Source organism: Streptomyces sp. ME02-8801-2C (assembly GCF_033793965.1).
Lineage (GTDB): Bacteria > Actinomycetota > Actinomycetes > Streptomycetales > Streptomycetaceae > Streptomyces.
The window spans coordinates 333046-359582 of sequence record NZ_JARAXP010000005.1; the positions used below are offsets into that span (position 1 = coordinate 333046).

Below are 26537 nucleotides of genomic sequence, written 5' to 3' on the forward strand. Positions count from 1 at the left end.
GCACCGGAGGTTGCTCCACCGGAGGTTCCTCAACCGGCGGCACCTCCACCGGAGGCTCAGTGACCGGAGGTTGCTCCACCGGAGGTTGCTCCACCGGAGGTTCCTCCACAGGCGGCGCCTCCTCCACCGGAGGTACGGGAGGCACCGAAGCCCCCGGAGGCACCGGCTTCCCCGGCGGCACCGGCTTCCCCGGCGGCACAGACACCCCCGGCTTCTCGCTCACCGGTGGTACCGGCTTCTCCGCCGGAGGCGCAGGCTCGAGCGGCGCGCTCGGGCCAGGCTTGGGCCCAACCCCCGTACCCGCACCGCCACTTGCACCACTACCGTCGCTCACACCACTGCCGCCGCTCCCCGGAGCCCCCGCGGCCACCCCGCCCGCCGCAGGACCCCGTACCTCCACCGGAACCCGCCCCGGCGCAGCCGCAACCACAGCCACCCTCACCGGCGAGTTCACCAACCCAGCCGCAGGCCCAGCCACCGGAGCCGCCTTCAGCGGCACAGGCACCTCCGCCACCGGTGCCGGTGACAACGGGTTGTCCGCGAGCGGGATCCGGGCGCGTTCCTCCAGGTGGACCTGGGGAGAGGTGAGCGCGAGGGTGACCGCGACGGCCGCTGCCGCCGCCCCCGTGCTCAGCGCGAGCGCCTTGGGCGCCTTCGAACCCCCGGCCACGACATGACGTACCGCGCGTACGGCATGCGCCACGTGCAGTGCGCCCCCACCGTGACCGGCCACGGCGGACACCCCGGATACCCCGGATACCCCGGACACCGCACCGGCGCTGCCCGCCGCCAGCGACAGCAGGTACTTCCCCGTGCCGCCCACGACCAGGACCAGCAGTGCCGGCCCGACCAGCGCGGGCAGGCGGTCGTTCGTGCGCATCAGCAGAGCGAGCCGGTGGCGGCAGTCGTCGCAGGTGTCCGCGTGGGCGAGGAGCTGGTCGGACTGGCGGCGGGTCGCGGTACCGCGTACGTACGCGGGCATGCGGACCCAGTACGGCTCGCACGCCGTGTTGTCCGGGCGGCCGGGCTGCTCGCGCAGGAAGGCCTGGCGCATGCCCTCGCGGGCGCGGTGGAGGAGTACGGCGGTGGCACCCTCCTTGGTACCGGTACCGATCTGGGGGCCTATCGCCGCCAGGGGCTGGCCCTCCGCCTCGGCGAGCCACAGCGCCTTGACCCAGCGGTCGGGGAGCTGGCCGAGCACCCGCACCAACAGGTCGACCGAGGAGACCTGTTCGGCGGGATCCTCGACGTGCCGCCCCTGGGAGACGACCCGTTCGGACCTCTCGGCCCCGCCCAGCCGCTCCAGCCGCTCCGACCTGTCCTGCGGGTCCTGCGGGGTCTCGCGCGCCGCGTTGCTGCCCACGCTGGCCGCGAGGTGGCGGACCGTCGTCATCAGGTACGCGGGGACGTTGTCGATCTCGTGCCCCGCCGCCAGGCGTCGCCACACGCGGAAGTGCGCCTCGGCGACGAGGTCCTCCGCGGCCCAGCTGCTCTTCGTGAGCGAACGTGCGTACGCGACGAGACGCGGCTGCTGCTCCTCGTAGATACGGGCGTACGCGTCGGTCGCGGTGGCGGTGTTGTCAATCATGGGCAGGAACGCTCCAGTTACCTGCTGATGGGGCATTGGGGCTGAGTTTGTAAGGCTAGATGACAAAAAACTCAAGTAATTACAGAAGGTGACGCACGTCACATGGGGTAACTCCCGTTTCGGCGTAATGCCGGGGCAGTCGCGGAGGTCGAGAAGGCAGCTCGGCACCACCGGCCCAACGCCCACCCGACGGGAAGTCGATCATGCACAGACCCCAGCGTTCCCTGGAGCAGTCCGCACGCGCCCGCCTGATCACCCCGGGTTACGAGGAGCTCCCGCTCGTCGTCACCCTGCGCTACGAATCCGCCGACCCGATCGCCGTCCACATCGACTTCCCCGTCGAGGTCTCGGCGGACGGCGAGGGGGTGAGCTGGACGTTTTCCCGGCTGCTCCTGGAAGAGGGGCTGGAGAACCCGGCCGGTATCGGCGAGGTCCATCTCTGGCCGTGCGGCCCCGTACACACGGTCGTGGAACTGCACTCGCCGTACGGGCTGGCCGTGATCCGGTTCCGTACGGCACAGCTGCAGCGGTTTCTGCACCGCTCGTACGGCGTGGTCGCACCGGGCATGGAGGACCTGGGCCCGGAGGTCGAACGCGGGCTCGCCCTGCTGCTGGGCGGGGTCAATTGACGGCCCGCCGGACACGCCGCACCGTCGGCGAGCACGATCGGCTCGCCGACGGCAAGGGCGTCGAATGTCAACGCCAAGGGCGTAGGACGTCAACGCCGAGGGCGTGGAACCTCAGCCCAGGCCGGCCGTCTTCAGCCAGGCCTTGGCGACGTCCAGCGGGTCCTTGCTCTCCAGCTGCACCTGGAGGTCCATGTCGAGCAGGGCCTTCGTGTCGAGCTTGGCGGAGACGGCGTTGAGCGCGGCGACACCCTCCTGGGAGAGCCCGCTCTTGTAGACCAGCGGAGTCACGTTCGCGAAGCCGAAGAGGTTCTTCGGGTCCTGGAGAACGACGAACTTCTCCTTGAGGATGGTCGGGTCCGTCGTGAAGATGTCCGCGGCCTGCACCGTGTTCTTCTTCAGCGCGGCCTGGGTCAGCGGGCCGCCCGCGTCGAGCGCCTTGAAGGACTTGAACTTCAGCCCGTACACCGACTCCAGGCCGAGCATGCCCTGCTGACGGGTCTGGAACTCGGGCGAGCCACCGAGGACCAGATTCGGCGCGACGTCCTTGAGGTCGGCGAGCGTGGAGGCCGCGGTCAGGTTGTACTGCTTCGCGGTCGCCGCGTTGACCGTGACGGAGTCCTTGTCCTCGGCCGGCGACGACTCGAGCAGCGTGAGCTTGGAGTCGAGCTTGGCCTTCGCCGCCGCGTTCACGGTCTCGAGCGAGGTCTGCGCGGCCTTCGCGTCGAGGTAGGCCAGCAGCGAGCCGTTGTACTCCGGCAGAACGGTGATGGAACCGTTCTTGAGCAGGCCGTAAGTGGTCTCGCGGCTGCCGATGTTGGGCTTGTAGGTCACCTTGATGCCCTTGGCCTTCAGGGCCTCGCCGTAGATGTCGGCGAGCAGGATGCTCTCGGCGAAGTTGTTGGAGCCGACGACCACGGTGTCCCCGGCGGCCTTGTCGCCGGCGAGCGGGTCGGACTTGGTGTCGGACGAGGAGGAACATCCCGCCAGCAGGACTGTCGCCGCCGCGAGGGCGACGGCCGCCGCACCTGGGTGGTTCCTGAGGGGCCTGCTGCTGTGGGCGTTGGTAGTCACGGTTCCCGTTCCGGGCTGGAGGATTGATGAGAACTCAAACACTTTGATCTGATCCAATCCAGCCACTTCTTGATCAGTCAAGAGGAATCGGGTTACCGATTGACTTCAATACGTGATCACTGGAGGCAAGTCCGCGCGTGCCGCTTCGTGATGGATTCTTGACTTAGGGCAACCCGCTCGGCAGTTCGAAGAGGGGATAGTCTCGCCGGGGTTGGCGTCCGCCACAGCTGTAGGCGGGGGCCACAGCGGTGTGCGGGGGCCGCTTCCGTATCGTTTGTGATCGTTCGTGCCGTCGCACGCCTGCAGCACCCTCTTGAAGGAGGCCCGGTGTCCACGAAAGAGGTGGACGCGTCAGCCCGGTCGGCATCCTCGGCACCGACGTCCGCGCGTCGGGGACTGCGGGGCTTCGCCGACCGATGGCCCTTCCAGCGCAAACTGAACGTACTCGTCGGTATCCCGCTGACGGTGATCGCGCTGCTGCTGGCGTACCTCATCGTCGACCTGGTGCAGGAGTCCAACCGCGCGGAGAACGCCGCCCAACTGGTGCGCGACAGCGCCCAGGTCGCGCAGCTCGTCGCCACGCTCCAGGACGAACACCAGCAGGCCATCCTGCTCTCCGTACGGTACGAGGCGTCCCTCGACGGCGGCGCCCCCTCCACCGACGCCTACCGCAAGGCACAGGTCGCCGTGGACGCGCAGGTGCAGAAGGTGGTCGACGCCTTCGGCGGCCGGCTGCCGGACACCGAGGTGCAGGCGCTCAAGGACGTCCAGGGCCTGGCCGGCCTGCGGGCCACCATCGAGCAGGGCTATCTGCCCGCCACCAACATCGACCCGGCGTACTCGGGCGCCGCCGACGGCCTCATCGACGGGCTGGGCCTCGACCGCAACGCCGACCTCGCGACCACCTTCACCGGCAACCTCCTCGACTCCCTGCTGCGTGCCGACGCCGCGCACGGCGCGTTCGAGACCGGCGTGTTCTCCGCGCGGACCGGCGACAGCAACGCGCTCATCGAGTTCACCGGCTCCGTCGGCTCCTACGAACTGTTCACCTACCAGGCCGAGCGGTTCGGGCGGTTCGCCAGTGAGGCGCAGGCCGACGAGTTCGGCGGCATCGAACACAACGCCTCCCAGGCCTCGATCGGCCAGCACTACGCCGAACTGGCCGTGGATCCAAGCGCGTTGCAGGCGGAGTCCAAGGGCCAGATCCGTGCGGCGTTCCGGGCGGCCATCGCCTCCTACCCCGACTACAGCAAGCAGGCCGAGACCCGGCTGAAGATCACCGCGTCGCTCATCGACCAGATCGCCGACCGGGCCGACGACACCGCCGGCAGTGCCAAGTGGCGGGCGGGCCTGCTGCTGACCCTGGCGCTGCTCTGCTTCGCCGTGTGGATCGCCTTCTCCATCCTGGTCCGCCGCTCCGTGGTCCGGCCGGTGCTGGCGCTGACGGGAGCCGCCCAGGAGGTCGCCGACGTGGCGGGCCGCGAACTCGCCCGCGTCGCCGACGACGACGCCGAGGAGTCCGGCTCCCCGCGGCTGCGCCGGCTGCCGGTCACCGCCGACGACGAGATCGGTGAACTCGCCGAAGCGTTCAACAACGTGCAGACCACCGCCGCGGCGCTGCTGGAGCGGCAGGTGCTCAGTCGGCGCAACGTCGCCGAGATGTTCGGCAACGTCGGTCGCCGCGTCAGCAACCTGACGACCCGTCAACTTGCCCTGATCGACGCGGTGGAGCGCGGCGAGACCGACCCCGCGCTGCTCGAACGCCTCTACTCCATCGACCACATCGCGGTCCGCCTGCGCCGCAACGCCGACAGCCTGATGCTGCTGGCCGGCATCCGCGAGACCGTGCTGGACTCGGGGCCGACCGCGCTCACCAACGTCGTACGTGCCGCGCTGGGCCAGATCGAGGGCTTCCGGCGGGTACGGCTGCGGGCCGCGACCGAGGCCATGGTCGAGCCCGAACTCATCGGCGACCTGACGCTGATGATCGCCGAACTCCTCGAGAACGCCGTGTCGTTCTCGCCCGCGGACAGCCCCGTCGAGGTGGTGGTCTCCTCCGACCACGACAGCGCGTCGGTCACCGTCGCGGACCACGGTCTCGGCATGAGCGCCGAGCGCATCGCCGAGGAGAACGCCCGCCTCGTACGCCGCGAACGCCTCGACGTCGTCCCGACGAAGGTGCTGGGCCTGTTCGTGGTCGGGGCGTTGGCGCGCCGCTGGGATGTCGACGTCACCCTGTCCCGTACGCCGGGCGGCGGTGTGACGGCGGAGGTACTGATCCCGTCGACACTGCTCCAGCCGGCGAACGCGCTGGAGCAGCCGGGCCGTTCCGCCGACGCCGACGCCGGGGGCGCTCCCGCCGCGCCTGCCGTCCCGGCCGCACTCGCCGCGCCGTCGGCCCCCGCGGCCGGCCCGTCCCCGTCGGCCTCGATCCCGGCCCCGACCCCGGCGAAGGTCCCGTCCTGGGCCACGAAGGAGGAGGAGACGACCAGCCTCCCCCGCCGGGTCCCCCGCCGCGACACGCCCCCGAGCGAACAGGAGACCGAGGCCCCCGCACCCGTCTCCGCCGAGCCGGTGCACGCCCACGCGCCCGGAATCCCGACACCACGCGCCGCCGAGCCGCCGCTCCACACCCACGCGGAAGCCACACCCGGGCCCCACACCCGCACGCCGACGGCCCACCCCACCCTCACCACGACGACCGAGCCGTGGCCCACCCACCCGACCGGCCCCCAGCCCACCGCCGGTGCCCCCTCCGCCTCAGCCGGGCCCCTGCCCCCTGCCCGTACGCCGGAACAGCCCACGCACACCTACCCGGCAACCTCCGAGACCGACCTCGACCACGCGACCGGACCCCAGCCCACCGCCCGTACGCCGGAACAGTCCTCGCACACCTACCCGGCAACCTCCGGGAACAGCCTCGACCACGCGACCGGACCCCAGGCCGCCGCCGGTGCCCCCTCCCCGGCCGGGCCCCAGCCCACCGCCCGTACACCGGAACAGCCCACGCACACCTACCCGGCAACCTCCGGAAACGACCTCGACCACGCGACCGGACCCCAGGCCGCCGCCGGTGCCCCCTCCCCGGCCGGGCCCCAGCCCACCGCCCGCACGCCGGAACAGCCCACGCACACCTACCCGGCAACCTCCGGAAACGACCTCGGCCGCCCGACTGAGCCCCGGCCCGCCTCCGGTACCCCCTCCGGCCCGGCCGGACCCCAGCCCACCGCCGGTGCCCCCTCCGCCCCGGCCGGGGCCGATCCGTTCGCCGTCGGGCCCGACGGCTCCCGTCCGCTTCGGCGGCGGGTGCGCGGGGCCACGCTGCGGACGACCGTCGACGCCGCCGCCCAGCAGGCCGCGCGGCAGACCGCCCGCCCCGTCGACGCGGACGCCGTGCGCGACGCGCTGGACGAGTTCGAGGCGGCCGTGGCCCGCGCCCACCGCGACACCGGCGAGCACCCCCGCCCCACCGAAGGCCCGCCCGCTCGCGAGTACGACCGCCAGGGCGACCCCCGACACGACCACCGTCCCGACGTTTCGCCCGACCGGACCGACCGGACAGCGCCGTCCGACCCGTCCGACCGGCCCGGGCAGATCACCGACCAGGTCACCGAACCGATCAGCGTCGCAGACACCCCGCACCACCAGATCCACCAGAACCACACTCCGGAAGGAGCCGAGCAGTGAGCACGTCGACAGGTGAGACTCCCGCCGGAGACGCCCAGCCGATCGATCTGCGGGCCGCCGCAGCCGACTTCACTTGGCTGCTGAGTCGTTTCGCCACCGAGACCGCAGGGGTCGTGGACGCCATCGCGGTGTCCTCCGACGGGCTGCTGATCGCCGTGTCGGCGCTCCGCGAGCACGCCGACTCGGAACGGCTGGCCGCGATCGTCTCGGGCATCACCAGCCTGGCCGCCGGCGCCTCCGGCAACTACGGTCTCGGCGGCCTGAACAAGGTCATCATCGACCTGGAAGGCGGCCATGTCCTGGTCTCCGCGATCGGCAGCGGCGCCGTGCTCGGTGTCGTCACCGGCAAGGAGGCCAAGCTCGGCAACATCGCCTACGAGATGACGGTGTTCGCCAACCGCGCCGGCACCGCGCTCAGTCCGCAGCTCGTCCTGGAGCTGAAGAACAGCGTCGGCTCCGCCCACACGCGCTGAACGCCCGCAGACAGCCCGCAGACAGCCCGTAGACAGTCGTAGAGACACCGTAAGAGTCCGTAGAGAGAGCGAACACCGATGGCGGACGGCCACACACCGCGCGGGGCCGGCGAGGACGGCGTCGCCCCCGTGGGCCCCGCGTCCGCCGTCCGGCCCTTCCTGGTCACCGCCGGCCGGGTCGCGGGCGGCGCGGGCGAGGCGTCGTCCGGCAGGACGATGCCCGTGGAGACCCAGCTGGTGGCCACCACCGGCGGGCTCGCCGCGCTCGACCGGCTCTCCTTCGAACAGCACGACATCGTCGCCGCCTGCCGCGTCCCGCAGTCCATCGCGGAAATCGCGGCCAGGCTCCGGCTGCATCTGAACGTGGTGCGGGTCCTCGCCGAGGATCTCCGCACGGCGGGGCAGCTGTCGGTGCACGTGCCCGACTCCGGCGTCACCCACGACGCATCCGTTCTGCGCAGGGTTATCGATGGCCTGCGGGCCATCCCCGACTCCCGGAGGGTACTCCGTGACACCGACTGAACCGCTCGTCCGCACCTCCGCCGGACAGGCCTCCGTACGGCCGCCGTTGCCGGTCAAACTGGTGATCGCGGGTGGCTTCGGCGTGGGCAAGACCACCGCCGTCGGCTCGATCTCCGAGATCGAGCCGCTGACCACCGAGGCGGCCATCACCGAGGTGGCGGCGGGCGTCGACGACCTCAGCCACACCCCGCGCAAGACCACGACCACGGTCGCGATGGACTTCGGCTGCATCACCATCGACCCGACTCTGAAGCTGTACCTGTTCGGCACGCCCGGACAGGAGCGGTTCGGGTTCATGTGGGACGACATCGTGGAGGGCGCGGTCGGCGGGCTGGTCATCGTCGACACCCGCCGCCTGGACGACTGTTACGCCGCCGTCGACTACTTCGAGCACAAGCAGATCCCGTTCGCCGTCGCCGTCAACGCCTTCGACGGCCAGACCGTGCACACGCTGGACGAGGTCCGCTGGGCCCTCGACGTGTCCGAGGGCGTGCCCCTGCTCGTCTTCGACGCGAGGGAGCGCGGCTCGGTGCGGGACGCTCTGCTGGTGGTGCTGGAGCAGGCGCTCGCCCGGAGCGGCGGGTAAGCACGGGTACCCGCGGTGGTGGGGAACTGCGGTGGTGGGGAACTGCGGACCGGATGTGGCTGGTCGCACAGTTCCCCGCGCCCCTGAAAACCAGAAGCCGGAAGCAGGTCAGTTGCTCCTGCGGACGCCCGGAGAAACCGTCGCCCGGCCCGCCGCCCAGAAGACCGCGAGGGTGGCCAGGGCCATGCCCGCGACCAGGGTGGCGCCGCCCACCACCTTCTCGTAGTTGTGCTGGTAGAGACCGTCGACGATGTAACGGCCGAGGCCGCCGAGGCTGACGTACGCGGCGATGGTGGCCGTGGAGACGATCTGGATGGCCGCCGAGCGCAGCCCGCCGAGGATCAGCGGGAGCGCGACGGGGACTTCGACGCGCAACAGGATGTCGGCCTCGCGCATCCCCATGCCCCGCGCGGCGTCCACGGGCGACGGGTCCACGGAGCGCATCGCCTCGTAGGTGGTGACGAGGATCGGCGGTACGGCGAGGACGATCAGCGGGATCATCACGGGCAGCATGCCGAAGCCCAGCGCGAGGGTCGTCAGCACCAGCAGACCGAAGGTGGGCAGTGCGCGGCCGGCGGTGGCCACCAGGGACAGGACGTTGCCGCCGCGCCCGTAGTGACCGGTGATCAGCCCGATCGGCAGGCCGATCGCGGCGGCGAGGGCGAGCGCCTGCAGCGAGTACTGGACGTGCTCCCACAGGCGGGTCGGGATTCCGTCGTAGCCCTTCCAGTGCGCGCTGTCGCTGAAGAAGGCGTTGATGAAGTTGAGTACGTTCACCGGGCTGCGTCCTCCAGTGCGGGCACCGCCGGTTCGGGGCGGACCCCGGCGGACTTGGACTTCGCGCGGCGTGTCGCGCTCGGCATCCAGGGGGTGAGCAGGACGCGTACGACGACCAGCAGGGCGTCCGCGAGCACCGCGAGGGCGGCGCTGGTGATCACGGAGTTCCAGGCGAGTTCGGGCCGGTTGTAGATCTGCGCGTCATGAAGCAGGTTGCCGAGCGCGCCCTGGTTGCCGATCAGCATGCCGACGCTGACGAGGCTGATGCTGGACACGGTGGCCACCCGCAGACCGGCGATGATGGCCGGCACCGCGATCGGCAACTGGACCTGGAGGTAACGGCGTACGGGCCCGAAGCCCATGGCGGTCGCGGCGGCGAGGGTCTCCTGCGGGACCGAACGGACGCCGTCGACGATCGCCGGGACGAGCACGACCAGGCTGTAGACGGTGAGCGGGATCATGACCGTCAGTTCGGTCTGGCCGGTGTAGTCGATGAGGACGACGAAGAAGGCCAGGGACGGGATCGCGTAGAGGACGGTCGTCACCCACAGCACGGGCGGGTACAACCAACGCAGCCGCACGCACAGCTGGGCCAGTGGAAGCGCGAGCAGCAGCCCGCCCAGCACGGGCAGCAGGGCCTCGCGCAGATGGAGCCCGATGAGGCCGAGCCAGTCGTGCTGGAGGTCGCTGGGGATGTCGAAGAAGCGGTTCACCGGGCGGTGGCCTTCCGGGAGCCGGCCCCCGTGGAAGGCGTCCCCTGGCTACCCGCCACGTCGCCCGTCGCATCGCCGCCCGCCGCGTGGGCGCCGCGGATGGCCTCGCCGATGGCCGCCTGCGAGACGACCCCGGCGGCCCGGCCCTCCGCGTCGACGGCGACCGCCCAGCCGGTGGGCGACAGGACGGCACAGTCGAGGGCGGCGCGCAGGGTGTCGCGTCCGGCGGCGAACGGCCGTCCGTACGGGAGCAGTCGGTCGGCGTCGATCTGTCCGGCCGTCAGCGCGCCGGGCTCGCTCCAGCCGAGCGGGCGGCCGTCCAGGCCGGTGACGAGGAGGTAGGGGGCCTCGGTCGTGCCGCGTGCGGCGAGCTGCTCGGCGGTGGCGTCGATCGCGACGATCGGGGTGGTGAGCAGGTCCAGGCCGGCGGAGGTGAAGAACGACAGTCGCCGGATGCCCCGGTCGGCACCGAGGAAGTCCTCGACGAAGTCGTCGGCGGGGTCGGACAGCAGCTCGGCGGGCGGCGCGAACTGCGCGAGCCGGCCGCCGGTACGCAGTACGGCGACCATCGTGCCGAGCTTGACGGCCTCGTCGATGTCATGCGTGACGAAGACGATGGTCTTGCCCAACTCCTCCTGGATGCGCAGGAGTTCGTCCTGAAGCCCCTTGCGGACGACGGGGTCGACGGCGGAGAACGGCTCGTCCATCAGCAGCACGGGCGGATCGGCGGCGAGGGCACGGGCCACGCCGACGCGCTGCTGCTGGCCGCCGGAGAGCTGGTAGGGGTAGCGCTTGGCGAACGAGGCGTCGAGCCCCACCCGTTCCATCAGCTCCCGCGCCCTCGCGCGCGCCTTGTCCTTGCTCCAGCCGAGCATCCGGGGGACGGTGGCGATGTTGTCGACGACCGTACGGTGCTGGAAGAGCCCGGCGTTCTGGATGACGTAACCCATGCCCCGGCGCAGCGTGTTGACCGGCTGCTGCCGGCTGTCGACGCCGTCGATGAGGATGGTGCCCTCGCTGGGCTCGACCATCCGGTTGATCATCCGCAGGGTGGTCGTCTTGCCACAGCCCGAGGGGCCGACGAGGACGGTGATCGAACGATCCGGTATGTCGAGGGAGAGCCGGTCGACGGCCACAGTGCCGTCCGGGTACCGCTTGGTGACTGAATCTATTCGTATCAAAGCGCCGAATACCCTTCGGGTCTGGCTGTTTCCGCCCACTCTTGACCAACCGAGTTTCGGGCCGTTGCGGGGAGAGTCTAAACCGCTTGTGTTTCGCCCGTTTTCACGGGATAGACCCGTCCTCACCAAGGACGGATCCAGGGCCGCCCGCCTGAATTTCCATGGCGCCCCACCCCTTCGGCCGGTACGTTCCCTGCCATGACCAACAGCCGAAAGGACGATGCCGCGTAGGCGCCCGTCCGCCCTGCGGGGCGCGATTCCCGCGCGGGGGCGGAACCGACAGCGGTACGCCCCCATCGACCGCCTCTCCGCTTCGTGCACGGCCGACATACGCCGGCTCGAACTGGTCCGCCGCCTACCGGAGTCCACGGCGCAGGCCTTCGCCCAGTGGAAGGTTCTGGCGTACGGCCCACTGCGCCGGTTCGCCGAGCCGTTCCCGGCGGACGCATGCGGCATCCCCGGATGCGGATGCTGCCCGGGGTACTACCGCGACCACATCGAAACGATGCTGCACGCCCTGCCCAGCAAAAGCGCCCGCGAACTACGCACGCTCGTGAGGGAGTTGGACCGCGTCATCCTGGACCGGGCCCGAATCCTCAAGGCCGACCACCCCGACGACCCCTGGTGGCGAACCCAGTTGTGAGGCATGGATGGAGAGACAGCGACAGTGAGCAGAAAACGTTACGTGGCCCGGGGCGTCCCCGGCGGCTACCGCATCTGGAGCAACCGGGGACGCCGCTGGTGGGGCGACCTGTACGAACTGTGCCCCGACGACCTGCTCACCGAGCTCAACGGGGCCGCAGACCCCGACCGGATCACCGCCCTGCTGAAAAGGTACCGGGCCCTCAAGCGGTAGCGGCGACGGGAGCCGGCCCCCGAGACACGCGAAAGGTGTAGCGGGCTACACCCCGGCTTCGGGAGAGCACTCCCTCGTGGCGGAAAGGCGTTCCCGGGATCGTTGATCTCGCAAGCGAACAACCTCCTCCACCACCTCCCGCACCACCTCGCGCACCACTGGAAGGAAGCCCCCATGAAGTCCCTGCTCGCCGCCAAGCCCGTCCTCTGGTTCCTGTTCCTCTTCAACCTCGTCGTCGCGGCAGTCGCCCCGTTCGTCGTGGACGGAACGCAGGGCGTCATGACCGGTGTCGGGATGGGGGTCGTCTCGGTCGGCGCGGGCGTCAGCCTCCTCAAGGGCCGCAAGATCGACCTCTGACAGCCGAATGGACGGACAGGGCAGTGGGAGCCCGGATCGCGAATATGTGCAGGTCAGCGGCGCGTCACCCCTCACACCAGCCGTAACCGAGGGTCATTCAGCGGTTGCGTTCAGTGGCGGGGTTTCTCACCGTGGGTCCAAAGAGAGCAGCTCTCGAAAGGACTGCGCATGCGCGCCTCGTATCCCGTTCCGGCCTCGGCGCCCGCTCCCGCGGGCTCTTCCTACCGTCGTCGGTCGTCTGTGCCGCCCTGATATTCGGCACGGCCGTCGCCGTCACCGACGCCAGCCGGGACGTCTACGCCTCCATCGGCGCCGACCCGTCGTGGTCCATCACACCCATCACGCCCATCACCTCCACCACCTCCACCAGGCCCGTCACCCCCATCACGCCCTCCACCTCCACGGACCGCGTGCTGAAGCGCCTCGGCGCCCTCGATCGCGCCGACCGGACCGAGTACTCAGCCCGGTGGTCAAAGTCCTGACCGACCTCACCGAGCAGACCGGCACCGGCCGACTGACCCCGGCGCAGGCGGCCGGGTTCGCGACGGCCGTCGAGACGGCGAAGGCCTCGCTCAAGCAGCGCCTGGCGGAACGCACCTGGGACGACGAACAGGGCAGCGGCGCTCATGGCCGACCCCATCTCGGACCTCCTGGACCAGCTCCAGGCAACGCTCAGCGGCCTCCTCGACACGGTGACCGGCCTGGTGGGCGGCCTCCTGGACACCCTGGGCAACCTGCTCGGGGGCCTGCTGGGCGGCCTGCCACCCCTGACGGTGGAACTGCCCCCGGTCGCGCTGCCTCCGCTGGAAGTGCCCCCCGCCGCGGTGCCCGCAGTACCCGCAGTACCTGCGGTTCCCGCTCTGCCCGCCACAGGAGGCTTGGCAGGGGTGGAGATCACGCCCGACACGCTTCGCCGACCCGGTCGAAGTAACCGCCAACGCCCAGGGCCCGCCCCTTGGCCTGCCGACGGGGGCGGGCCTCACCACGAACACTCACCGCTCCTCCCGCCCGTCTTTCCCGGCAAGCATCCGCTCCACCCGGTCGAACCGTTCGTGCAGCGCCGCCGCCGTCTCCTCGTACGCGCCGCGTACGCCCCGATGCCGCCGCTCGTCCCGTCGTCTCTCCTCGCGCCCCACGAACCAGGTGGCCAGCGCGGCGGTGACCATGCCGTACGCGGTGATCCCGAGGATCATCACCACGGCACCGACCACCCGGCCCCACAAGGTCACCGGGTAGAAGTCGCCGTAGCCGACAGTCGTCGCCGTCTCGACCGACCACCACAAGGCCTTCGGATACGACGTCAGGTTGGCGCCCCGCACCTCTTCCTCGGCGGCCACGACGGCGTACGAGCCGGTGAGCATCACCACGACCAGCGCGGCCGTGGCCCCGCCCGCCACCCTCAGGTGCAGCGGGCGGCCTTCACGGCCGAGCAGCAGCTCGACCGCCTTGGTCAGGAATCCGGGCAGCATGCCGCGATCCTGCGGTACGGAGACGCCGTACGGAGTACAGGTGCGCGCCACTCCGCCCCTGTGGGTCACCCCACTCACCCGAACGGCCGCCGCCGACAAGGGAGTACGGCATGTCCGAGAAGCTGACCGAGACCTTCGCCTTCACCTGCCTCGACTGCGGCACGGCCTGGAACCGCACCTTCGAGATCTTCTCCCTCCCCGACCCGGCGGGCTGCCTGAACCCCCTGGAGTACGTCGACGAGGACGGCCGCGCCATGCGCTCCCCCCTGACCGACGCCGTGTGCGCCACCTGCGGCAGCCGAAAGGTACGAGTGGGCTGACTCCGTGAGGGTGGGCCCTACTTCTCCTCGAAGCTCGCGAAGTACGCCGCCGCCATGTCCTCGTCCCCGTGCCCCTGTTCGGCGGCGCGCCGAAAGCGTTCGGCGGTCGCGGCGGCCACGTCCAGCCGTACGCCGTTCCGCTCGCCCGCCTCGACGATCAGCCGGGCGTCCTTCGCGGCCGTGGACACCGCGAAGCTCGCCGGTGTCAGCTTCTCGTCCAGGATCAGGCCGGCCTTGGCGCGCAGATAGCCCATGTCGAGCGGACCGCCGGCGATCGCGTCGAAGAAGCTCTGCGGGTCGACGCCGAGGGCCTGGGCGAGGGCCAGCACCTCTCCGGTCGCGCTGGTGGCGGCGAGCACCCAGCTGTTGGCGACGAGCTTGAGCCGCGTCGCGCTGCCGTCGGCCCCGTCCTCGCCGGTCCACACCGTGCGGGCGCCGACCGCGTCGAGCACGGGTGCGACGGCCGCCCGGTGTTCCGTGGGCCCGGCGGCGAGCACGAGCAACTGCCCTGCCTCGGCGGGCTGCCTGGTCCCCAGTACGGGCGCGTCGAAGAAGGCGAGCCCCCACTGGCCGGCCAGGGAGCCCAGTTCACCGATCGCGTCCACCCCGGCCGTGGTCGACTGCACCCACGCGGCACCCGGACGGAGCGCCGGTTCGGCCTCGCGCATGACGTCCCGGACGGCGTCACCGTCGTACAGCATGGTCAGGACGACCTGCGCGTCCCGGACGGCGTCGGCGGGCGTGTCACACACCTGGACGCCGTTCTCGGCGGCCAGCGGTTCGGCCTTGGCGCGGGTCCGGTTCCACACCCGGACGGCGTGCCCGGACCGGGCGAGGTTACGGGCCATGGCGGCGCCCATGATGCCGGTGCCGAGGACGGCGACTGAGAGAGCGGGGGTCTCGATGTCGGTCATGGGGCCAGTAAAGCAAGTCGCCGGGGTCTTGCCGTCGGGTGAATCCATCCACCAAGATTCCGCACGATGGATAAAATAGTGAACCGGAGCCGGCCGTGACCCCGGCACTGAAGTCAGCGAGCGGCCTCCTGGCCGCACTGGCCCTCTGTGTGCTGGGCACCGCCCCGGCCCCCGCCGCGACGGCGACGCCCCACTCCGCCACCGCCGCGTCCCCCCTCCCCCACATCTGGCCGACCCCCCAGCAGTCGACCCCCGGCCACGGCATCCAGCAGCCGGTTCCGAAACAGGTCGTCGAGGTCATCGGCCACGCCACCGACCCCGCCGCCCGCACCCTCGTCGAACGCGTACTGCGCGACGCCGGCGTCCGCACCATCCGTACCGTCACCGCGGGCCGGCCCGTACCCCCCGCCGCCCTCACCGTCTACATCGGCGGCCCCACGGAGAACCCGGCAACGGCAAAGGCGCTCAAGCGCCTGCACGCCGCACCCCCCACCCAACTCCCCTCCGGCGGCTACACGTTGGCGACCGGCAAGGGCACGATCGCCCTGTCCGGCGTCGACCCCACGGGCACCTTCTACGCCGCCCAGAGCCTCCGCCAGCTCATCACCCCCCACCACGCGATCCCCGCCGCGACCGTCCGTGACTGGCCGACAACTCCCCTGCGCGGGGTGATCGAAGGTTTCTACGGCGCCCCCTGGACACAACAAGACCGCCTCTCCCAACTCGACTTCTACGGCCGCACGAAGCAGAACGTGTACGTCTACTCCCCCAAGGACGACCCGTATCTGCGGGCGAACTGGCGCGACGACTACCCGCCCGCCCAGCTCGCGACCCTGAAGCAACTGGTCGACCGGGCCGCCGCGAACCACGTCCGCTTCACCTACGCCCTCTCCCCCGGCCTCTCGGTCTGCTACTCCTCGACCGCCGACATCCAGGCCCTGGTCGATAAGTTCGAGTCGCTGTACGCGATCGGTGTGCGCTCGTTCGCCGTACCGCTGGACGACATCAGCTACACCGCCTGGAACTGCCCTGCCGACGAGCAGAAGTTCGGCACCGGAGGCGGAGCGGCCGGCGCCGCGCAGTCGGCCCTCCTCAACAGCGTCGTCAAGGACTTCGTCGACGCGCACACCGACGTGACCCCGCTGGAGATGGTCCCGACGGAGTACTCGGATCTCTCCTCCTCCCCCTACAAGACCGCGCTGCGCGAGCGGTTGGACCCCTCGGTCGTCGTCGAGTGGACGGGCGTCGGCGTCATCGCACCGACGATCAGCACCGAACAGGCCCGCCAGGCAAGGGAGTTGTTCGGTCACCCCATCCTCATCTGGGACAACTACCCGGTGAACGACTACACCACGAGCCGCCTCCTCCTGGGCCCCTACACGGGCCGCGAGGCAGGCGTGGCCACCCAGGTCACGGGCATCACCGCCAACCCGATGATCCAGGCGGAGGCCAGCAAACTGGCCCTCTTCACGTCGGCGTCCTACGCCTGGAACCCGAAGGCGTACAACCCCCGAGCAGCTTTTCTGGCCTCGGTAGAGAACTTCACGGCCAACGCACCCGAACAAACAACGACTTCCCTCCGCGTCTTCGCGGAGAACAACTACTCCTCGCTCCTGAACACCACCGAGTCCCCCACCCTCACCCCCCTCCTCAAGGCGTTCACGACGGCGTACGAGAGCGGCGAAGGCCTCGACAAGGCGGCCCACGCCCTCACGTCCTACTTCGAGGAGATGGCGGCCGCCCCGGCCAACCTCCGCGCCGGCCTCCCCAACCCGGGCTTCCTGACCGAGACTTCGGCCTGGCTCGACAAACTGGGCGCGTACGGAGAGGCGGGCAGAACAGCTGTACAGCTGATGCTCGCGCAGTCGAACGGCGACACGGACGCCGTCACCACCCTCTACGCCCGCCTCCAGTCGCAGCGCGGGCAACTCGACTCGGTCCCCCAGCAGATCGCCCCCGGCGTACTGGACCGCTTCCTCTTCGACGCGACCCTGCGCGCGGCCCCCGACCCGGGCCCGGACGCCTCCTTCACTCCCACCGCCCTGTCCCTGACCCCAGGCGCCACCACCAAGGCAACCCTCACGATCACCGACAACCGCTCCACAACCCCCACCACAACCACCTGGAAAATAAGGGAAGTCGACGGCATAACCATCACCCCGTCCACCGGCACGCTCACCGTCCCACCAGGCGGAAAGGCCACCGAGACGGTCACCTTCACAGCGGCCCCCCAGACAACCGCAGGCGTAAGGTCGGTCGCGGTCACCGGAGGTGGGCTGATCAGCCGGGCAATACCGGTACAGATAAAAGAGGTTGTCGGCGGCAGCGCCCGCGCCCTTACGGCCAACTTCAGTGGCGCGTCGGTGAGTTCGGTGGACCTGAATTCCGGAACGTCGACGGAGATCCCCGTCGGCAACAACCCGGGGGAGGTCGTGGTCAGCCCGGACGGCCGTACCGCATACGCGGCGAACCAGGGTTCGGACTCGGTGAGCGTCATCGATGTCGCCGCCGCGAAGGTCACATCCACGGTGGCGGTGGGCGACGTCCCGGCGGGCCTCGCCCTCACCCCCGACGGCCGGACCCTCTGGGTGGCGGACTACTCGGACGACGCGATCCAGCCCGTAGACCTCGCCACCGGCACGGCGGGCGCGAAGATCGCGGTGGGCGACGGCCCGGAAAACATGGCGACAACCCCGGACGGCACCACCCTCTACGTGGCGAACATCCACGACAGCACGGTGAGCCCGGTAAACCTCGCAACAGGCAAGGCGGGCAAGCCGATCGCCGTCGGCCCGAACCCGTTCAACGTCGTCGCGGCCCCCGACGGAAAGACGGTGTACGTATCCAACTCCGGCGGCTCGACGGTCACCCCCATCGACACCGCCACCAACACGACCCGCCCGACCTTCCTGGTCACCGGCCAGGCATACGGCCTGGCCATCTCCCCCGACGGCCGCACCCTCTGGGTCAGCGCGAGCAACGGTGACACGATCACCCCGCTCAACACGGTAACCGGCGCCCCGGGCACCCCGATCACCGTAGGCCGCTCAGCCTTCGACATAGCCCTCGACTGGAACGGCACAACGGCCTACGTCACCACAGCAGACGCAGGCACCCTGATCCCAGTAACAACAGCAACAGAAAAGGTAGGCACCCCCCTAAAAACAGGCGCCTACCCCCTGGCCACAGCAATAACAGGAGTCCCGGTCCCCTAAAACCAGCGGGTTCCCCCGCGCCCTGACCTTTCAGGGGCGCGGGGAACGACGCGACAAGCCACAACAAGCCCGCACCCGCAGTGGCCTTTCAGGGGCGCGGGGAACGGCGCGACAAGCCCCCACGCACCCGCACCCAACAGACCACCCGCAGTGGCCTTTCAGGGGCGCGGGGAACTGCGCAACAAGCCACAACGCACCCGCACCCGCACCCGCACCCGAACCTGGCCCCAAGCGGAGCGCTACTGCATATCGGCCCAAGGATCAATAACCGCCGGCCGCACCGGAGCCACAGCCTCCGCCGGCCGACAAGTGAACCCCAACCGAGTAAGCGCAGCGATCATCTCCTTCTCGGTGAAGTCCCGCCGGTCAAGACGCGTAATGACCGCCCCCACCTGCTTCACGGGGTAGTCCACCCCACCGATACCGACGGCCGCACTGGTGATGGGCTCCGGGGCGACCCCGTCCATCTTGTGCGTGACCTCGCTCATGATCAGGTCGAACGGGAATCGGGCGATCACACAACGCATGGTGCCTCCGCAGGTCATAGAAGGGTCGGACGCCGACCGGCCTGAAACCGGCCGGCCGAGGTGGAACCGGGACGAGTGGCGCTGGGGGCTGGAGCCGCAGTGGGGCTCAGCCGGCTTGACGTGCGTCGGAGCCCGGGCGCCTGTTCCGGGGCGCCCGGCGCCGACGGCCGCGTGGCTCGCCGGCGGAGTCCTGCTCCGTACGGGGGGACGGGTTGGCGCCCGACACCCGCGGCGGCTTGGCACCGCCCCCGGTAGGACGGGACGCCTTCTTGGCGTTGCCACCACCAGGCGTACGCGCGGCGGCCGTACCGCCTTCGACGGCCCCCCGACGAGAACGCGAACCAGCCCCGCCCCCAGAACCCGAACCGGAAGCGGAACCAGAACGGGAAGCAGAGGAAGAACCGGAAGCGGAACCCGATCGCGATCCCGATCCCGATCCTGATCCAGAACCGGACCGGCCCCGCGAGGACCTGGACCGCCCCCGCGAGCCCTCGGCCTTCGGGGCTGCCGGCGGAGTCGGTGCCGGGACCGGGATGACCACCGGTATGCCCGACGGAGTACGCGCACCGGTGATACGGGTCAGTTCGGCGGCCCCGGGGGACACCTTGGCCGTGTTGGGGTCGACGCCCGCCGCCCGGGTCAGGCTGCGCATCTCGCGCCGCTGCTCGGGCAGCACCAGCGTGACCACACTGCCGGAGGCTCCCGCACGTGCCGTACGGCCGCCGCGGTGGAGGTAGTCCTTGGCGCCGCCGGGCGGGTCGACGTTGACGACCAGGTCGAGGTCGTCGATGTGGATGCCACGGGCGGCGACGTCGGAGGCGACCAGCACGGTGACCTCGCCGGTCTTGAACTGGGCGAGTGTGCGCGTGCGTTGGGGCTGGGAACGGCCGCCGTGCAGGGCTGCCGCGCGGACGCCGCTCTTCAGCAGGTGCTTGGTGAGACGGTCGACGCTGCGCCGGGTGTCCATGAACATGAGCACGCGCCCGTCGCGGGCGGCGATCTCGGTGGCGACCGTCTTCTTGTCGACGTCGTCGACGTAGAGCACGTGGTGCTCCATCGTCGTGACGGCACCGGCGTGCGGGTCGGTCTCGTGCACCAGGGGCTGGTGCAGATAGCGGCGGGCGAGCCGGCCGACGTCCGCGTCGAGGGTGGCGGAGAACAGCATGCGCTGGCCCCTGCGCGGCACCTGGTCGAGCAGATGGGTGACCTGCGGCAGGAAGCCCATGTCGACCATCTGGTCGGCTTCGTCGAGGACGGTGACGGTGACGCGGTCGAGGCGGCAGTCGCCGCGGTCGACGAGGTCGCGGAGCCGGCCGGGCGTCGCGATGACGACCTCGGTGCCGGCGCCCAGCGCACGGGCCTGCCGCGCGATGGGCAGCCCGCCGACGATCGTCGTCATCCGCAGGTTCATGGCGCGGGCGTGCGGGGTGAGCGCGTCGACGACCTGCTGGGCGAGCTCACGGGTCGGCACGAGGACCAGGGCCAGCGGGCGTCCCGCTTCGGCGCGCTGTCCGGCGATGCGGGCCAGCATGGCCAGGCCGAAGGCCAGGGTCTTGCCCGAGCCGGTCTGGCCGCGGCCCATGACGTCGTGGCCCGCGAGGGTGTCCGGCAGCGTGGCCGCCTGGATCGGGAAGGGGACGGTGATGCCCTCGGCGGTGAGGGAGGCCAGCAGCGAGGGCGGCAGGCCCAGGTCGGTGAACGACCGGTTCATGCAGAACCTTCCTCAATGCGGCACGTCGACACAGTGCACGGCAGCGCTCAGCGTCCGCCGCGACAGTGGCGGCACACAGGACAAGGAGGCCGTGGGGACGGGCCGGAAGGAAACGAGCGGTGAAGGGGATGACCCGAAGAGGGGGTGACCCCAAGAATCAGGGACGGCGACCGGTGTCCGGTACTGAACCGTCCCGAAAAAACCGTGAGCCGGGGCCCACACCCCTAGGTGCGGGCCCCGGCCACAATCACGTGTGTTGTCGACCCACTAGTGGATCGCCAGGTTCACGCGGATCAGGCGGGGAGGATGTTCTCCGCCTGCGGGCCCTTCTGGCCCTGCGTGACGTCGAACGTCACCTTCTGGCCCTCGTGGAGCTCACGGAAGCCCTGGGTGGCGATGTTCGAGTAGTGGGCGAAGACGTCGGCGCCGCCGCCGTCCTGCTCGATGAAGCCGAAGCCCTTTTCCGCGTTGAACCACTTCACGGTACCGGTGGCCATGTCAAATCTCCTTGGGGCATGCTCGGGGGCCCGCACCGTGCGGACCCCGCGTCGCCGCAATGATTGCCCCGCCGGAATTCACACCGGAAATCTTTGGGAACCACAACTGCAACTGAAAACCACGCTAGCACAGAACCCGCCCATGGGGACGTGCGGCAATGTCACACGTCAGGCGGGAATAGTCTTCGCAGCTCACCGGGGTCCACTGCCCTCGGGGCGTCCGCGCGGGAGCCCAGCGTAGCGGCGCCCATCGGGCTCCTCGACCGGGGCCCCACCGTAGCGTCCCGATCTTCGAGGAAACCCGCGGGATGTCCGACGGCAAACACGTCCGGAGCCCCGGATGTCCGACACCGGTCGGCTCTCAGGCAATGCCCTCACCCTTGCGCCGTACATGCACATGGCCGTCCCGGGGGAACTCGGGCGGCGAAGCGGGCAGGACGCGGTCGAGTGCGTACCCGCTCTTGTGCGCCACGCGACACGAGGCCAAGTTGTCCTCCTGGTGCAGGAGTTCGAGCCTTCGCAGGCCGCCGGCGCCGGGAGAGCCGGACGGGGCGAAGGCCCAGTTCGTCAGGGCCTCCAGGGCGCGCGGGGCGACTCCCCGACCCCGTGCGCGGGCCGCCGTCCAGTAGCCCACCTCGGCCGACGCCTTGCCGGGGGCGACGTCCTTGAGGACGACCTGTCCCATCAACTCGCCCTGTTCACAACCGGGTTGCGCCTCGATGACCGCGAAGCAGAACCGGTCGCCGGCCTCCCAGCTCTGCCGCTGACTCCGTATCCAGCGCAGCCCGTCCTCGTCGTCGCCGATGGAGGAATGGCTCGTCCATCGGCGCAGTTCGGGGTCCTTGCACGCCTCGACCAGTGCGGCGACGTCGGACGGACGCCACGGGCGGAGGCGGAGGGCGGGGCCGGTCGGGGTCGCGGGCACGTCGAGGGTGACCGGGAAGGCGGCGGCGCCGGCTGCCGTCACGAGTCGTCGCCCGAGTCCTGGTCGCCCGAACGGCCGCTGGAACGGGACGACTTGCGTACCGCCTCGCCCGCCGCCAGCGTCAGCCGGGCCACCCCGCGCACCCAGAGCGGTCCGCCCCGCGACGCCCACACGACACAGACGCACCCTCCGACGACCAGCACGAGAATGCCGACCAGGACGAGTATCTCCACGCCCTACCCCCCTTGGCTCTTGTTGCTCTTGTTGCTCTTGTCGCTCTTCCTCGCGCGTCATCCTGTCAGTTCATGACATCCGGCGCCCGAGCCGTGCCTCCAGGCCGTCCAGGATCGCCTCCACCCCGAACTCGAACTTCTCCCGGGTGAGCGCCGCCGGATCGCCCCCGGCCTGTGCCTCCAGGCGGGCCCTCAGCCGCGGGTACTGCGAGGCGATGCCCGTCGCCCAGGCGACGACGTCCTCCTCCGGCTCCCCCTCCGCTCCACGCCCCGGGCGGATCCGGGCCCGTTCCATCGCCGCCGTGGTCGCGTCGTCCAGGGCCGCGCCCGAGACGAACGTGTAGGCGGTGTTGACGGCCCAGTCGAGGTCCCAGCCGGTGAAGCCGGCCGCCTCGTACACGGCGTACGACAGATCCTGCATGCGTGCCATGCCGTGGCCGTAGACGAAGTACTGGCCGACGGCCGGGATCAGCCACGGGTGGCGGCGCGAGAGCGCGTACGTGTCGTGGACCAGTTGCCGGGCCGCCGCGCGCCAGCCGATCGCGGCCAGGTCGGGCTCGGCGATCTCGCTCCAGGCCTCGTCCGCCGCGAGGACGACGAGGTTCTCCTTGTTGCCGACGTGCCAGTACATGGCCGTCGCCGCCGAGCCCAGCCGCTGGCCGAGCTTGCGCATGCTCAGGCCCTCGATGCCTTCGGCGTCCAGCAGTTCGATCGCGGCTCGCACGATCTGTTCTCGGGTCAGGGTCTCGCGTGCCATGCCCGCAGCCTAGCCCGCCACTTGCACGCCGTACAACGGCCACCAGCTGCGCCTTGCACGCCGTAAAAGTTTTTTCGGCGACCCACTTGCACGCCGTACAAGTTCTCTTTTACGGTGTGCGAGTCGAAGCAGTTGCACAGCGTAAAAGTCAGCCGACGGGAAGAGGAGAGACTCATGGCCGCCATCTCGGCAACCGGTCTGCGGAAGTCGTACGGGGAGAAGGTCGTCCTCGACGGGGTCGACCTGGAGATCGCCGAAGGGTCGGTGTTCGCGCTGCTCGGGCCGAACGGGGCCGGCAAGACCACCACCGTCCAGATCCTGTCCACGCTGATCGACGCGGACGGCGGCGAGGCGCTGGTCGCCGGGTACGACCTGGGGACGCGGGCCGACGACGTACGGCGGGCCATCGGGGTCACCGGGCAGTTCGCCGCCGTCGACGGGCTGCTGAACGCCGAGGAGAACCTGCTGCTCATGGCCGACCTGCATCACCTGGACAGGAGGGAGGGGCGCGGGCGCGCGGCCGAGCTGCTCGAGCGCTTCGACCTCACCGAGGCCGCGCGCAAGCCCACCGCCACGTTCTCCGGCGGTATGCGGCGCAAGCTGGACCTCGCGATGACGCTGGTCGGCGATCCGCGGATCATCTTCCTCGACGAGCCGACGACCGGGCTCGACCCGCGCAGCAGGCGCACCATGTGGGAGATCATCCGGGGCCTCGTCACCGACGCGGGCGTCACGGTCTTCCTCACCACGCAGTACCTGGAGGAGGCCGACCAGCTCGCCGACCGGATCGCCGTGCTCAGCGGCGGGCAGCTCGTCGCCGAGGGGACGGCGGCGGAGCTGAAGCGCCGCGTCCCGGGCGGCCACATCCGGATCCGGTTCGCCGACGAGCTCCAACTCGACGCCGCCGCGCGGGTGTTCGAGACGGGCAGCCGCGAGGCCGACGAGCTCGCGCTGCGGATTCCCAGCGACGGCGAGCTGCCCGGCCTGCGTGCCGTGCTCGACCGGCTGGACGCCTCCCGCCTCCACGCCGAGGCCCTCACCGTGCACACACCCGACCTCGACGACGTGTTCCTCGCGCTCACCTGACGACAGCCGAAACCTCACCCGGCCGGCGCCCGCGCAGCCACGTATCCGCGTATCCCCGTATCCGCGTACAGAAAACGGAGAACCTCGCCATGAGCACCGTCACCCAGCACCAGGCCCGCCCCCAGAGCCCCCGGAACAAGGCCGCCGCCCCCGCCCGCTCGTACGCCCTCCGCGACTCGATGACCATGCTGCGGCGCAACCTCACCCGCATGCGGCGCTATCCGTCCATGACCATCGGGATCGTCGCGATGCCCGTGCTGATGCTGCTGCTGTTCGTGTACGTGTTCGGCGGGGCGATCGGGGACGGGATCGGTGCCGGCGGCCGGGGCGACTACACCAACTACGTGGTCCCCGGGATCATCCTGATGGCGGTCACCTCGGGCACGATCTCGGTGGCGGTGTCCGTGTGCAGCGACATGACCGAGGGCATCGTCAACCGCTTCCGGACGATGTCCATCTCCCGGTCCTCCGTACTCACCGGGCATGTGCTCGGCAACATGGTCCAGGTACTGATCATCCTGGTGCTGATCACCGGTATCGCGCTGGCGGTCGGTTTCCGGCCGAACGCGACGCCCGTCGAGTGGGCCGCCGCGCTCGGGCTGATGCTGCTGCTCGCCTTCGGGCTCAGCTGGCTGTCGGCCGCGATGGGCCTGCGCGCCAAGACCGTCGAGGCCGCGAGCAACGCGCCGACGCCGCTGACCTTCCTGCCCTTCCTCGGCAGCGCGGTCGTCACCCCCGACTCGATGCCGACGGCGCTGCGCTGGTTCGCCGAGTACCAGCCCTTCACTCCGATCAACGAGACCCTGCGCGGCCTGCTCCTCGGCACGGAGATCGGCAACGACGCGTGGCTCGCACTGGCCTGGTGCGTCGGCCTGGGCGCGGCGGGGTACCTGTGGGCGCGGTCGGCCTTCCGGCGGGGTGTACGGCGGTAGCCGGTATACGGGAGGCGGTATGTGGGAGGCGGCATACCGCCCGACATCAACTCCGACGGCAGCGGGCTGGTCACCTCGACCGGCCCGTTGCCGTCAGCGTGCGCGCACTGTCCCCACTGCCGTCGGAGGGCCGGGATTCGTTGGCCCGTGCGTACGGCTGTACCCGTCACCCGTGTTTGTAATTAGGGGGTAGGGGATGGCGGGGGCACGCGGTGCGTTGCGCATCGTGGCGGGGGCTGGTCTGTTGGTCACGGTCGGCGTGGCGACGTGATGGCTGAGCGCGGTGGCCCGCACCAGTTCTTCGCCGCAGGAGCCGTGGATCGCCGCGTCGCTGATGTTCGTCGCCGCCTTCTCGGTGTTCTGCGGGGTGGCCTTGGTCAGCGAACCGTCGGTGTCGGTGGGCCTGTTGAGCGCCGCAGTGACCGGGCTCGGCGCGATCGGGCTGTTCTTCATCCCGGTCGCCGCATCCCACCAGCGGCCCGACGTCATCCGCCGGCGCTCCCGCCATAGGGCAGCCGCCCCGGGTGAGTCGGACCCGCAGTAGCCCCGCCGTCCCGCCCGGCGTGATCGGCCCGGTTGCCCGGGATGCGCTCCCGGCAGCCTCAATGCCGGGACGAGACGCTTGTGCGGGCTAAGTGTGCTCCACGTCTGTGAATTCACGCTTTCGCCCCTTCGCGCGGGTGTTGTTGGCGAGGACGTAGATCTTGCGCTTACGTCCAGCTCGGTGCCATCCCTTTGGGGTCTCCGAACGGCACTGGCCGACCGGTGAGGGCGTCCAAGAGGAGGCGGTCACCGAGCGGCTGCGACAGTTCGACCTTCACGCTCTGTTCGGTCATGTCGGCGGGGCATGGGCCACTTTCGGCCTCCTTGATGGAGGCGTAGAGTACTACGCTTTCATCCGTCTCCAGCGCTTTTGTGATGGGGCCGTCGTCGCAGGATCCGTGAGTGGCCTTCACAGTTATGGAGCGACCACCTGCCGCCGTCCCGACCAGCCGGGCGATGCTCCTGAGACCGTCAGCGGCCCCTTCTCGGGCTTGTCCGATCGGCGGCTTGGGAAGCTTTGAGGGAATTACGGCGACCCGCTTGAGGGGGGTGTCGTAGCTCTCCAGCGTGAACAGCCACGCGGGAGCGGTCGCGTTTCCGCGGCTTGTCACGATGGTCGTTGTACCGAGCCGGGCCCCAGTCACCGTCAGCCGGGGTCCGGCACTGCGGTTGAGGGCGAACGACTGGTATGCCTTCTGCACCCCGATCAGTGGGCGGCTGAGATCTTTCCCGTTTCCCCAGTCCACCTTCCCGAGGGCGGGGGCAGTGCTGGGCAGATCGCCTCCCAGGACAAAGTTCTTTGTTTCGTAGGCCCGCTCGTCTGCCTTACTGTGCCAGCCGGATTCCGGCTCCTGCACGACGTCGGCCATCGGGTAATAGCCTTGCGCCCAGGCAGCGGCGGCCTCAGATGCCCTCCAGGCATCGGCTACTTGACGGGCGCGCTTTTCCTGCATGCGCAGCGACTGATC

28 protein-coding genes are annotated in these 26537 nt (G+C 70.3%); 12 read left to right on the forward strand and 16 right to left on the reverse strand.

Annotation, left to right across the window (positions count from 1 at the left end; all coding sequences use genetic code 11):
- Positions 1-1588: sigma-70 family RNA polymerase sigma factor (locus PV396_RS18740; RefSeq protein ID WP_319205914.1), on the reverse strand; the 1588-nt coding region annotated here is incomplete at its 3' end.
- Between the two features lie 203 nt (positions 1589-1791).
- Here PV396_RS18740 and PV396_RS18745 point away from each other — a divergent pair.
- Positions 1792-2217 (forward strand): SsgA family sporulation/cell division regulator, encoded by a 426-nt coding sequence (locus PV396_RS18745; protein WP_319205915.1) that lies wholly within the window; start codon positions 1792-1794, stop codon positions 2215-2217.
- 111 nt (positions 2218-2328) lie between these two features.
- Here the strand turns inward: PV396_RS18745 and PV396_RS18750 are convergent, their stop codons facing one another.
- Positions 2329-3288: an ABC transporter substrate-binding protein gene (locus tag PV396_RS18750; RefSeq protein WP_319205916.1), complete on the reverse strand. Its 960-nt coding sequence runs from the start codon at positions 3286-3288 to the stop codon at positions 2329-2331.
- A 327-nt stretch (positions 3289-3615) separates the two neighbouring features.
- On the opposite strand from PV396_RS18750, the gene PV396_RS18755 reads away from it, so the two are divergent.
- The 4 genes from PV396_RS18755 (at position 3616) to PV396_RS18770 (ending at position 8556) form a co-directional block, all read left to right on the forward strand.
- Positions 3616-6975, forward strand: a complete 3360-nt coding sequence (locus PV396_RS18755; RefSeq protein WP_319205917.1) for an ATP-binding protein — start codon at positions 3616-3618, stop codon at positions 6973-6975.
- Positions 6972-7448: a roadblock/LC7 domain-containing protein gene (locus PV396_RS18760; RefSeq protein WP_319205918.1), complete on the forward strand. Its 477-nt coding sequence runs from the start codon at positions 6972-6974 to the stop codon at positions 7446-7448. Before PV396_RS18755 ends, PV396_RS18760 begins: the two co-directional genes overlap by 4 nt.
- 78 nt (positions 7449-7526) lie before the next feature.
- A complete protein-coding gene (locus tag PV396_RS18765) occupies positions 7527-7970 on the forward strand; it encodes a DUF742 domain-containing protein (RefSeq protein ID WP_319205919.1) in 444 nt (147 codons plus the stop codon).
- Entirely contained in the window at positions 7957-8556 is a 600-nt protein-coding gene (locus tag PV396_RS18770; protein ID WP_319205920.1) for a GTP-binding protein, read from the forward strand. The genes PV396_RS18765 and PV396_RS18770 overlap by 14 nt, the downstream gene beginning before the upstream one ends.
- Positions 8557-8664: 108 nt before the next feature.
- Here the strand turns inward: PV396_RS18770 and PV396_RS18775 are convergent, their stop codons facing one another.
- From PV396_RS18775 to PV396_RS18785, 3 genes are read right to left on the reverse strand one after another with little or no spacing between them, the layout of a single operon-like run.
- Positions 8665-9333: an ABC transporter permease gene (locus PV396_RS18775; protein ID WP_319205921.1), complete on the reverse strand. Its 669-nt coding sequence runs from the start codon at positions 9331-9333 to the stop codon at positions 8665-8667.
- A complete protein-coding gene (locus tag PV396_RS18780; RefSeq protein ID WP_319205922.1) occupies positions 9330-10046 on the reverse strand; it encodes an ABC transporter permease in 717 nt (238 codons plus the stop codon). Before PV396_RS18780 ends, PV396_RS18775 begins: the two co-directional genes overlap by 4 nt.
- The gene (locus PV396_RS18785) at positions 10043-11227 is read right to left on the reverse strand and encodes an ABC transporter ATP-binding protein (RefSeq protein WP_319205923.1); all 1185 of its coding nucleotides are present in this window, start codon (positions 11225-11227) and stop codon (positions 10043-10045) included. The genes PV396_RS18780 and PV396_RS18785 overlap by 4 nt, the downstream gene beginning before the upstream one ends.
- A 220-nt stretch (positions 11228-11447) precedes the next feature.
- Here PV396_RS18785 and PV396_RS18790 point away from each other — a divergent pair, with 220 nt between their 5' ends.
- From PV396_RS18790 to PV396_RS18800, 3 genes are all read left to right on the forward strand, one after another.
- Positions 11448-11870 (forward strand): hypothetical protein, encoded by a 423-nt coding sequence (locus PV396_RS18790; RefSeq protein WP_319205924.1) that lies wholly within the window; start codon positions 11448-11450, stop codon positions 11868-11870.
- Positions 11871-11894: 24 nt separating this feature from the next.
- Entirely contained in the window at positions 11895-12083 is a 189-nt protein-coding gene (locus PV396_RS18795) for a hypothetical protein (protein WP_319205925.1), read from the forward strand.
- Between the two features lie 102 nt (positions 12084-12185).
- A complete protein-coding gene (locus tag PV396_RS18800; RefSeq protein WP_319205926.1) occupies positions 12186-12440 on the forward strand; it encodes a hypothetical protein in 255 nt (84 codons plus the stop codon).
- Between the two features lie 295 nt (positions 12441-12735).
- Here PV396_RS18800 and PV396_RS18805 read toward each other — a convergent pair whose 3' ends face one another.
- Both PV396_RS18805 and PV396_RS18810 read right to left on the reverse strand, forming a co-directional pair.
- Complete coding sequence (locus PV396_RS18805) at positions 12736-13068, reverse strand: hypothetical protein (RefSeq protein ID WP_319205927.1); 333 nt, start codon at positions 13066-13068, stop codon at positions 12736-12738.
- Between the two features lie 364 nt (positions 13069-13432).
- A complete protein-coding gene (locus tag PV396_RS18810) occupies positions 13433-13909 on the reverse strand; it encodes a potassium channel family protein (protein WP_319205928.1) in 477 nt (158 codons plus the stop codon).
- Between the two features lie 110 nt (positions 13910-14019).
- Here PV396_RS18810 and PV396_RS18815 point away from each other — a divergent pair, with 110 nt between their 5' ends.
- Positions 14020-14229 (forward strand): hypothetical protein, encoded by a 210-nt coding sequence (locus tag PV396_RS18815; RefSeq protein WP_319205930.1) that lies wholly within the window; start codon positions 14020-14022, stop codon positions 14227-14229.
- Between the two features lie 17 nt (positions 14230-14246).
- On the opposite strand, the gene PV396_RS18820 is transcribed toward PV396_RS18815, so the two are convergent.
- Complete coding sequence (locus PV396_RS18820) at positions 14247-15143, reverse strand: NAD(P)-dependent oxidoreductase (protein ID WP_319205932.1); 897 nt, start codon at positions 15141-15143, stop codon at positions 14247-14249.
- Positions 15144-15238: 95 nt separating this feature from the next.
- Here PV396_RS18820 and PV396_RS18825 point away from each other — a divergent pair, with 95 nt between their 5' ends.
- Positions 15239-18358 (forward strand): beta-N-acetylglucosaminidase domain-containing protein, encoded by a 3120-nt coding sequence (locus tag PV396_RS18825; protein ID WP_319205934.1) that lies wholly within the window; start codon positions 15239-15241, stop codon positions 18356-18358.
- Between the two features lie 239 nt (positions 18359-18597).
- Here the strand turns inward: PV396_RS18825 and PV396_RS18830 are convergent, their stop codons facing one another.
- From PV396_RS18830 to PV396_RS18855, 6 genes are all read right to left on the reverse strand, one after another.
- Complete coding sequence (locus tag PV396_RS18830) at positions 18598-18885, reverse strand: SCO5918 family protein (RefSeq protein ID WP_319205936.1); 288 nt, start codon at positions 18883-18885, stop codon at positions 18598-18600.
- 106 nt (positions 18886-18991) lie between these two features.
- Positions 18992-20596 (reverse strand): DEAD/DEAH box helicase, encoded by a 1605-nt coding sequence (locus PV396_RS18835; protein WP_319205938.1) that lies wholly within the window; start codon positions 20594-20596, stop codon positions 18992-18994.
- Positions 20597-20889: 293 nt separating this feature from the next.
- The gene (locus PV396_RS18840; RefSeq protein WP_006373337.1) at positions 20890-21093 is read right to left on the reverse strand and encodes a cold-shock protein; all 204 of its coding nucleotides are present in this window, start codon (positions 21091-21093) and stop codon (positions 20890-20892) included.
- A gap of 361 nt (positions 21094-21454) precedes the next feature.
- Positions 21455-22060: a GNAT family N-acetyltransferase gene (locus PV396_RS18845; RefSeq protein WP_319205940.1), complete on the reverse strand. Its 606-nt coding sequence runs from the start codon at positions 22058-22060 to the stop codon at positions 21455-21457.
- The gene (locus tag PV396_RS18850; protein ID WP_319205942.1) at positions 22057-22251 is read right to left on the reverse strand and encodes a hypothetical protein; all 195 of its coding nucleotides are present in this window, start codon (positions 22249-22251) and stop codon (positions 22057-22059) included. The genes PV396_RS18845 and PV396_RS18850 overlap by 4 nt, the downstream gene beginning before the upstream one ends.
- A gap of 70 nt (positions 22252-22321) precedes the next feature.
- Complete coding sequence (locus PV396_RS18855; protein ID WP_319205944.1) at positions 22322-23008, reverse strand: TetR/AcrR family transcriptional regulator C-terminal domain-containing protein; 687 nt, start codon at positions 23006-23008, stop codon at positions 22322-22324.
- Between the two features lie 174 nt (positions 23009-23182).
- On the opposite strand from PV396_RS18855, the gene PV396_RS18860 reads away from it, so the two are divergent.
- Complete coding sequence (locus tag PV396_RS18860; protein ID WP_319205946.1) at positions 23183-24094, forward strand: ATP-binding cassette domain-containing protein; 912 nt, start codon at positions 23183-23185, stop codon at positions 24092-24094.
- Between the two features lie 179 nt (positions 24095-24273).
- Positions 24274-25026: an ABC transporter permease gene (locus PV396_RS18865; protein WP_319206352.1), complete on the forward strand. Its 753-nt coding sequence runs from the start codon at positions 24274-24276 to the stop codon at positions 25024-25026.
- A 93-nt stretch (positions 25027-25119) separates the two neighbouring features.
- Here PV396_RS18865 and PV396_RS18870 read toward each other — a convergent pair whose 3' ends face one another.
- Together PV396_RS18870 and PV396_RS18875 are read right to left on the reverse strand one after the other, a co-directional pair.
- Positions 25120-25515 carry a hypothetical protein gene (locus PV396_RS18870; protein ID WP_319205948.1) on the reverse strand — a complete coding sequence of 132 codons (396 nt, stop codon included), beginning with the start codon at positions 25513-25515 and terminating at the stop codon, positions 25120-25122.
- 221 nt (positions 25516-25736) lie between these two features.
- Positions 25737-26438 carry a hypothetical protein gene (locus PV396_RS18875; protein ID WP_319205950.1) on the reverse strand — a complete coding sequence of 234 codons (702 nt, stop codon included), beginning with the start codon at positions 26436-26438 and terminating at the stop codon, positions 25737-25739.
- Positions 26439-26537 lie beyond the last annotated feature (99 nt).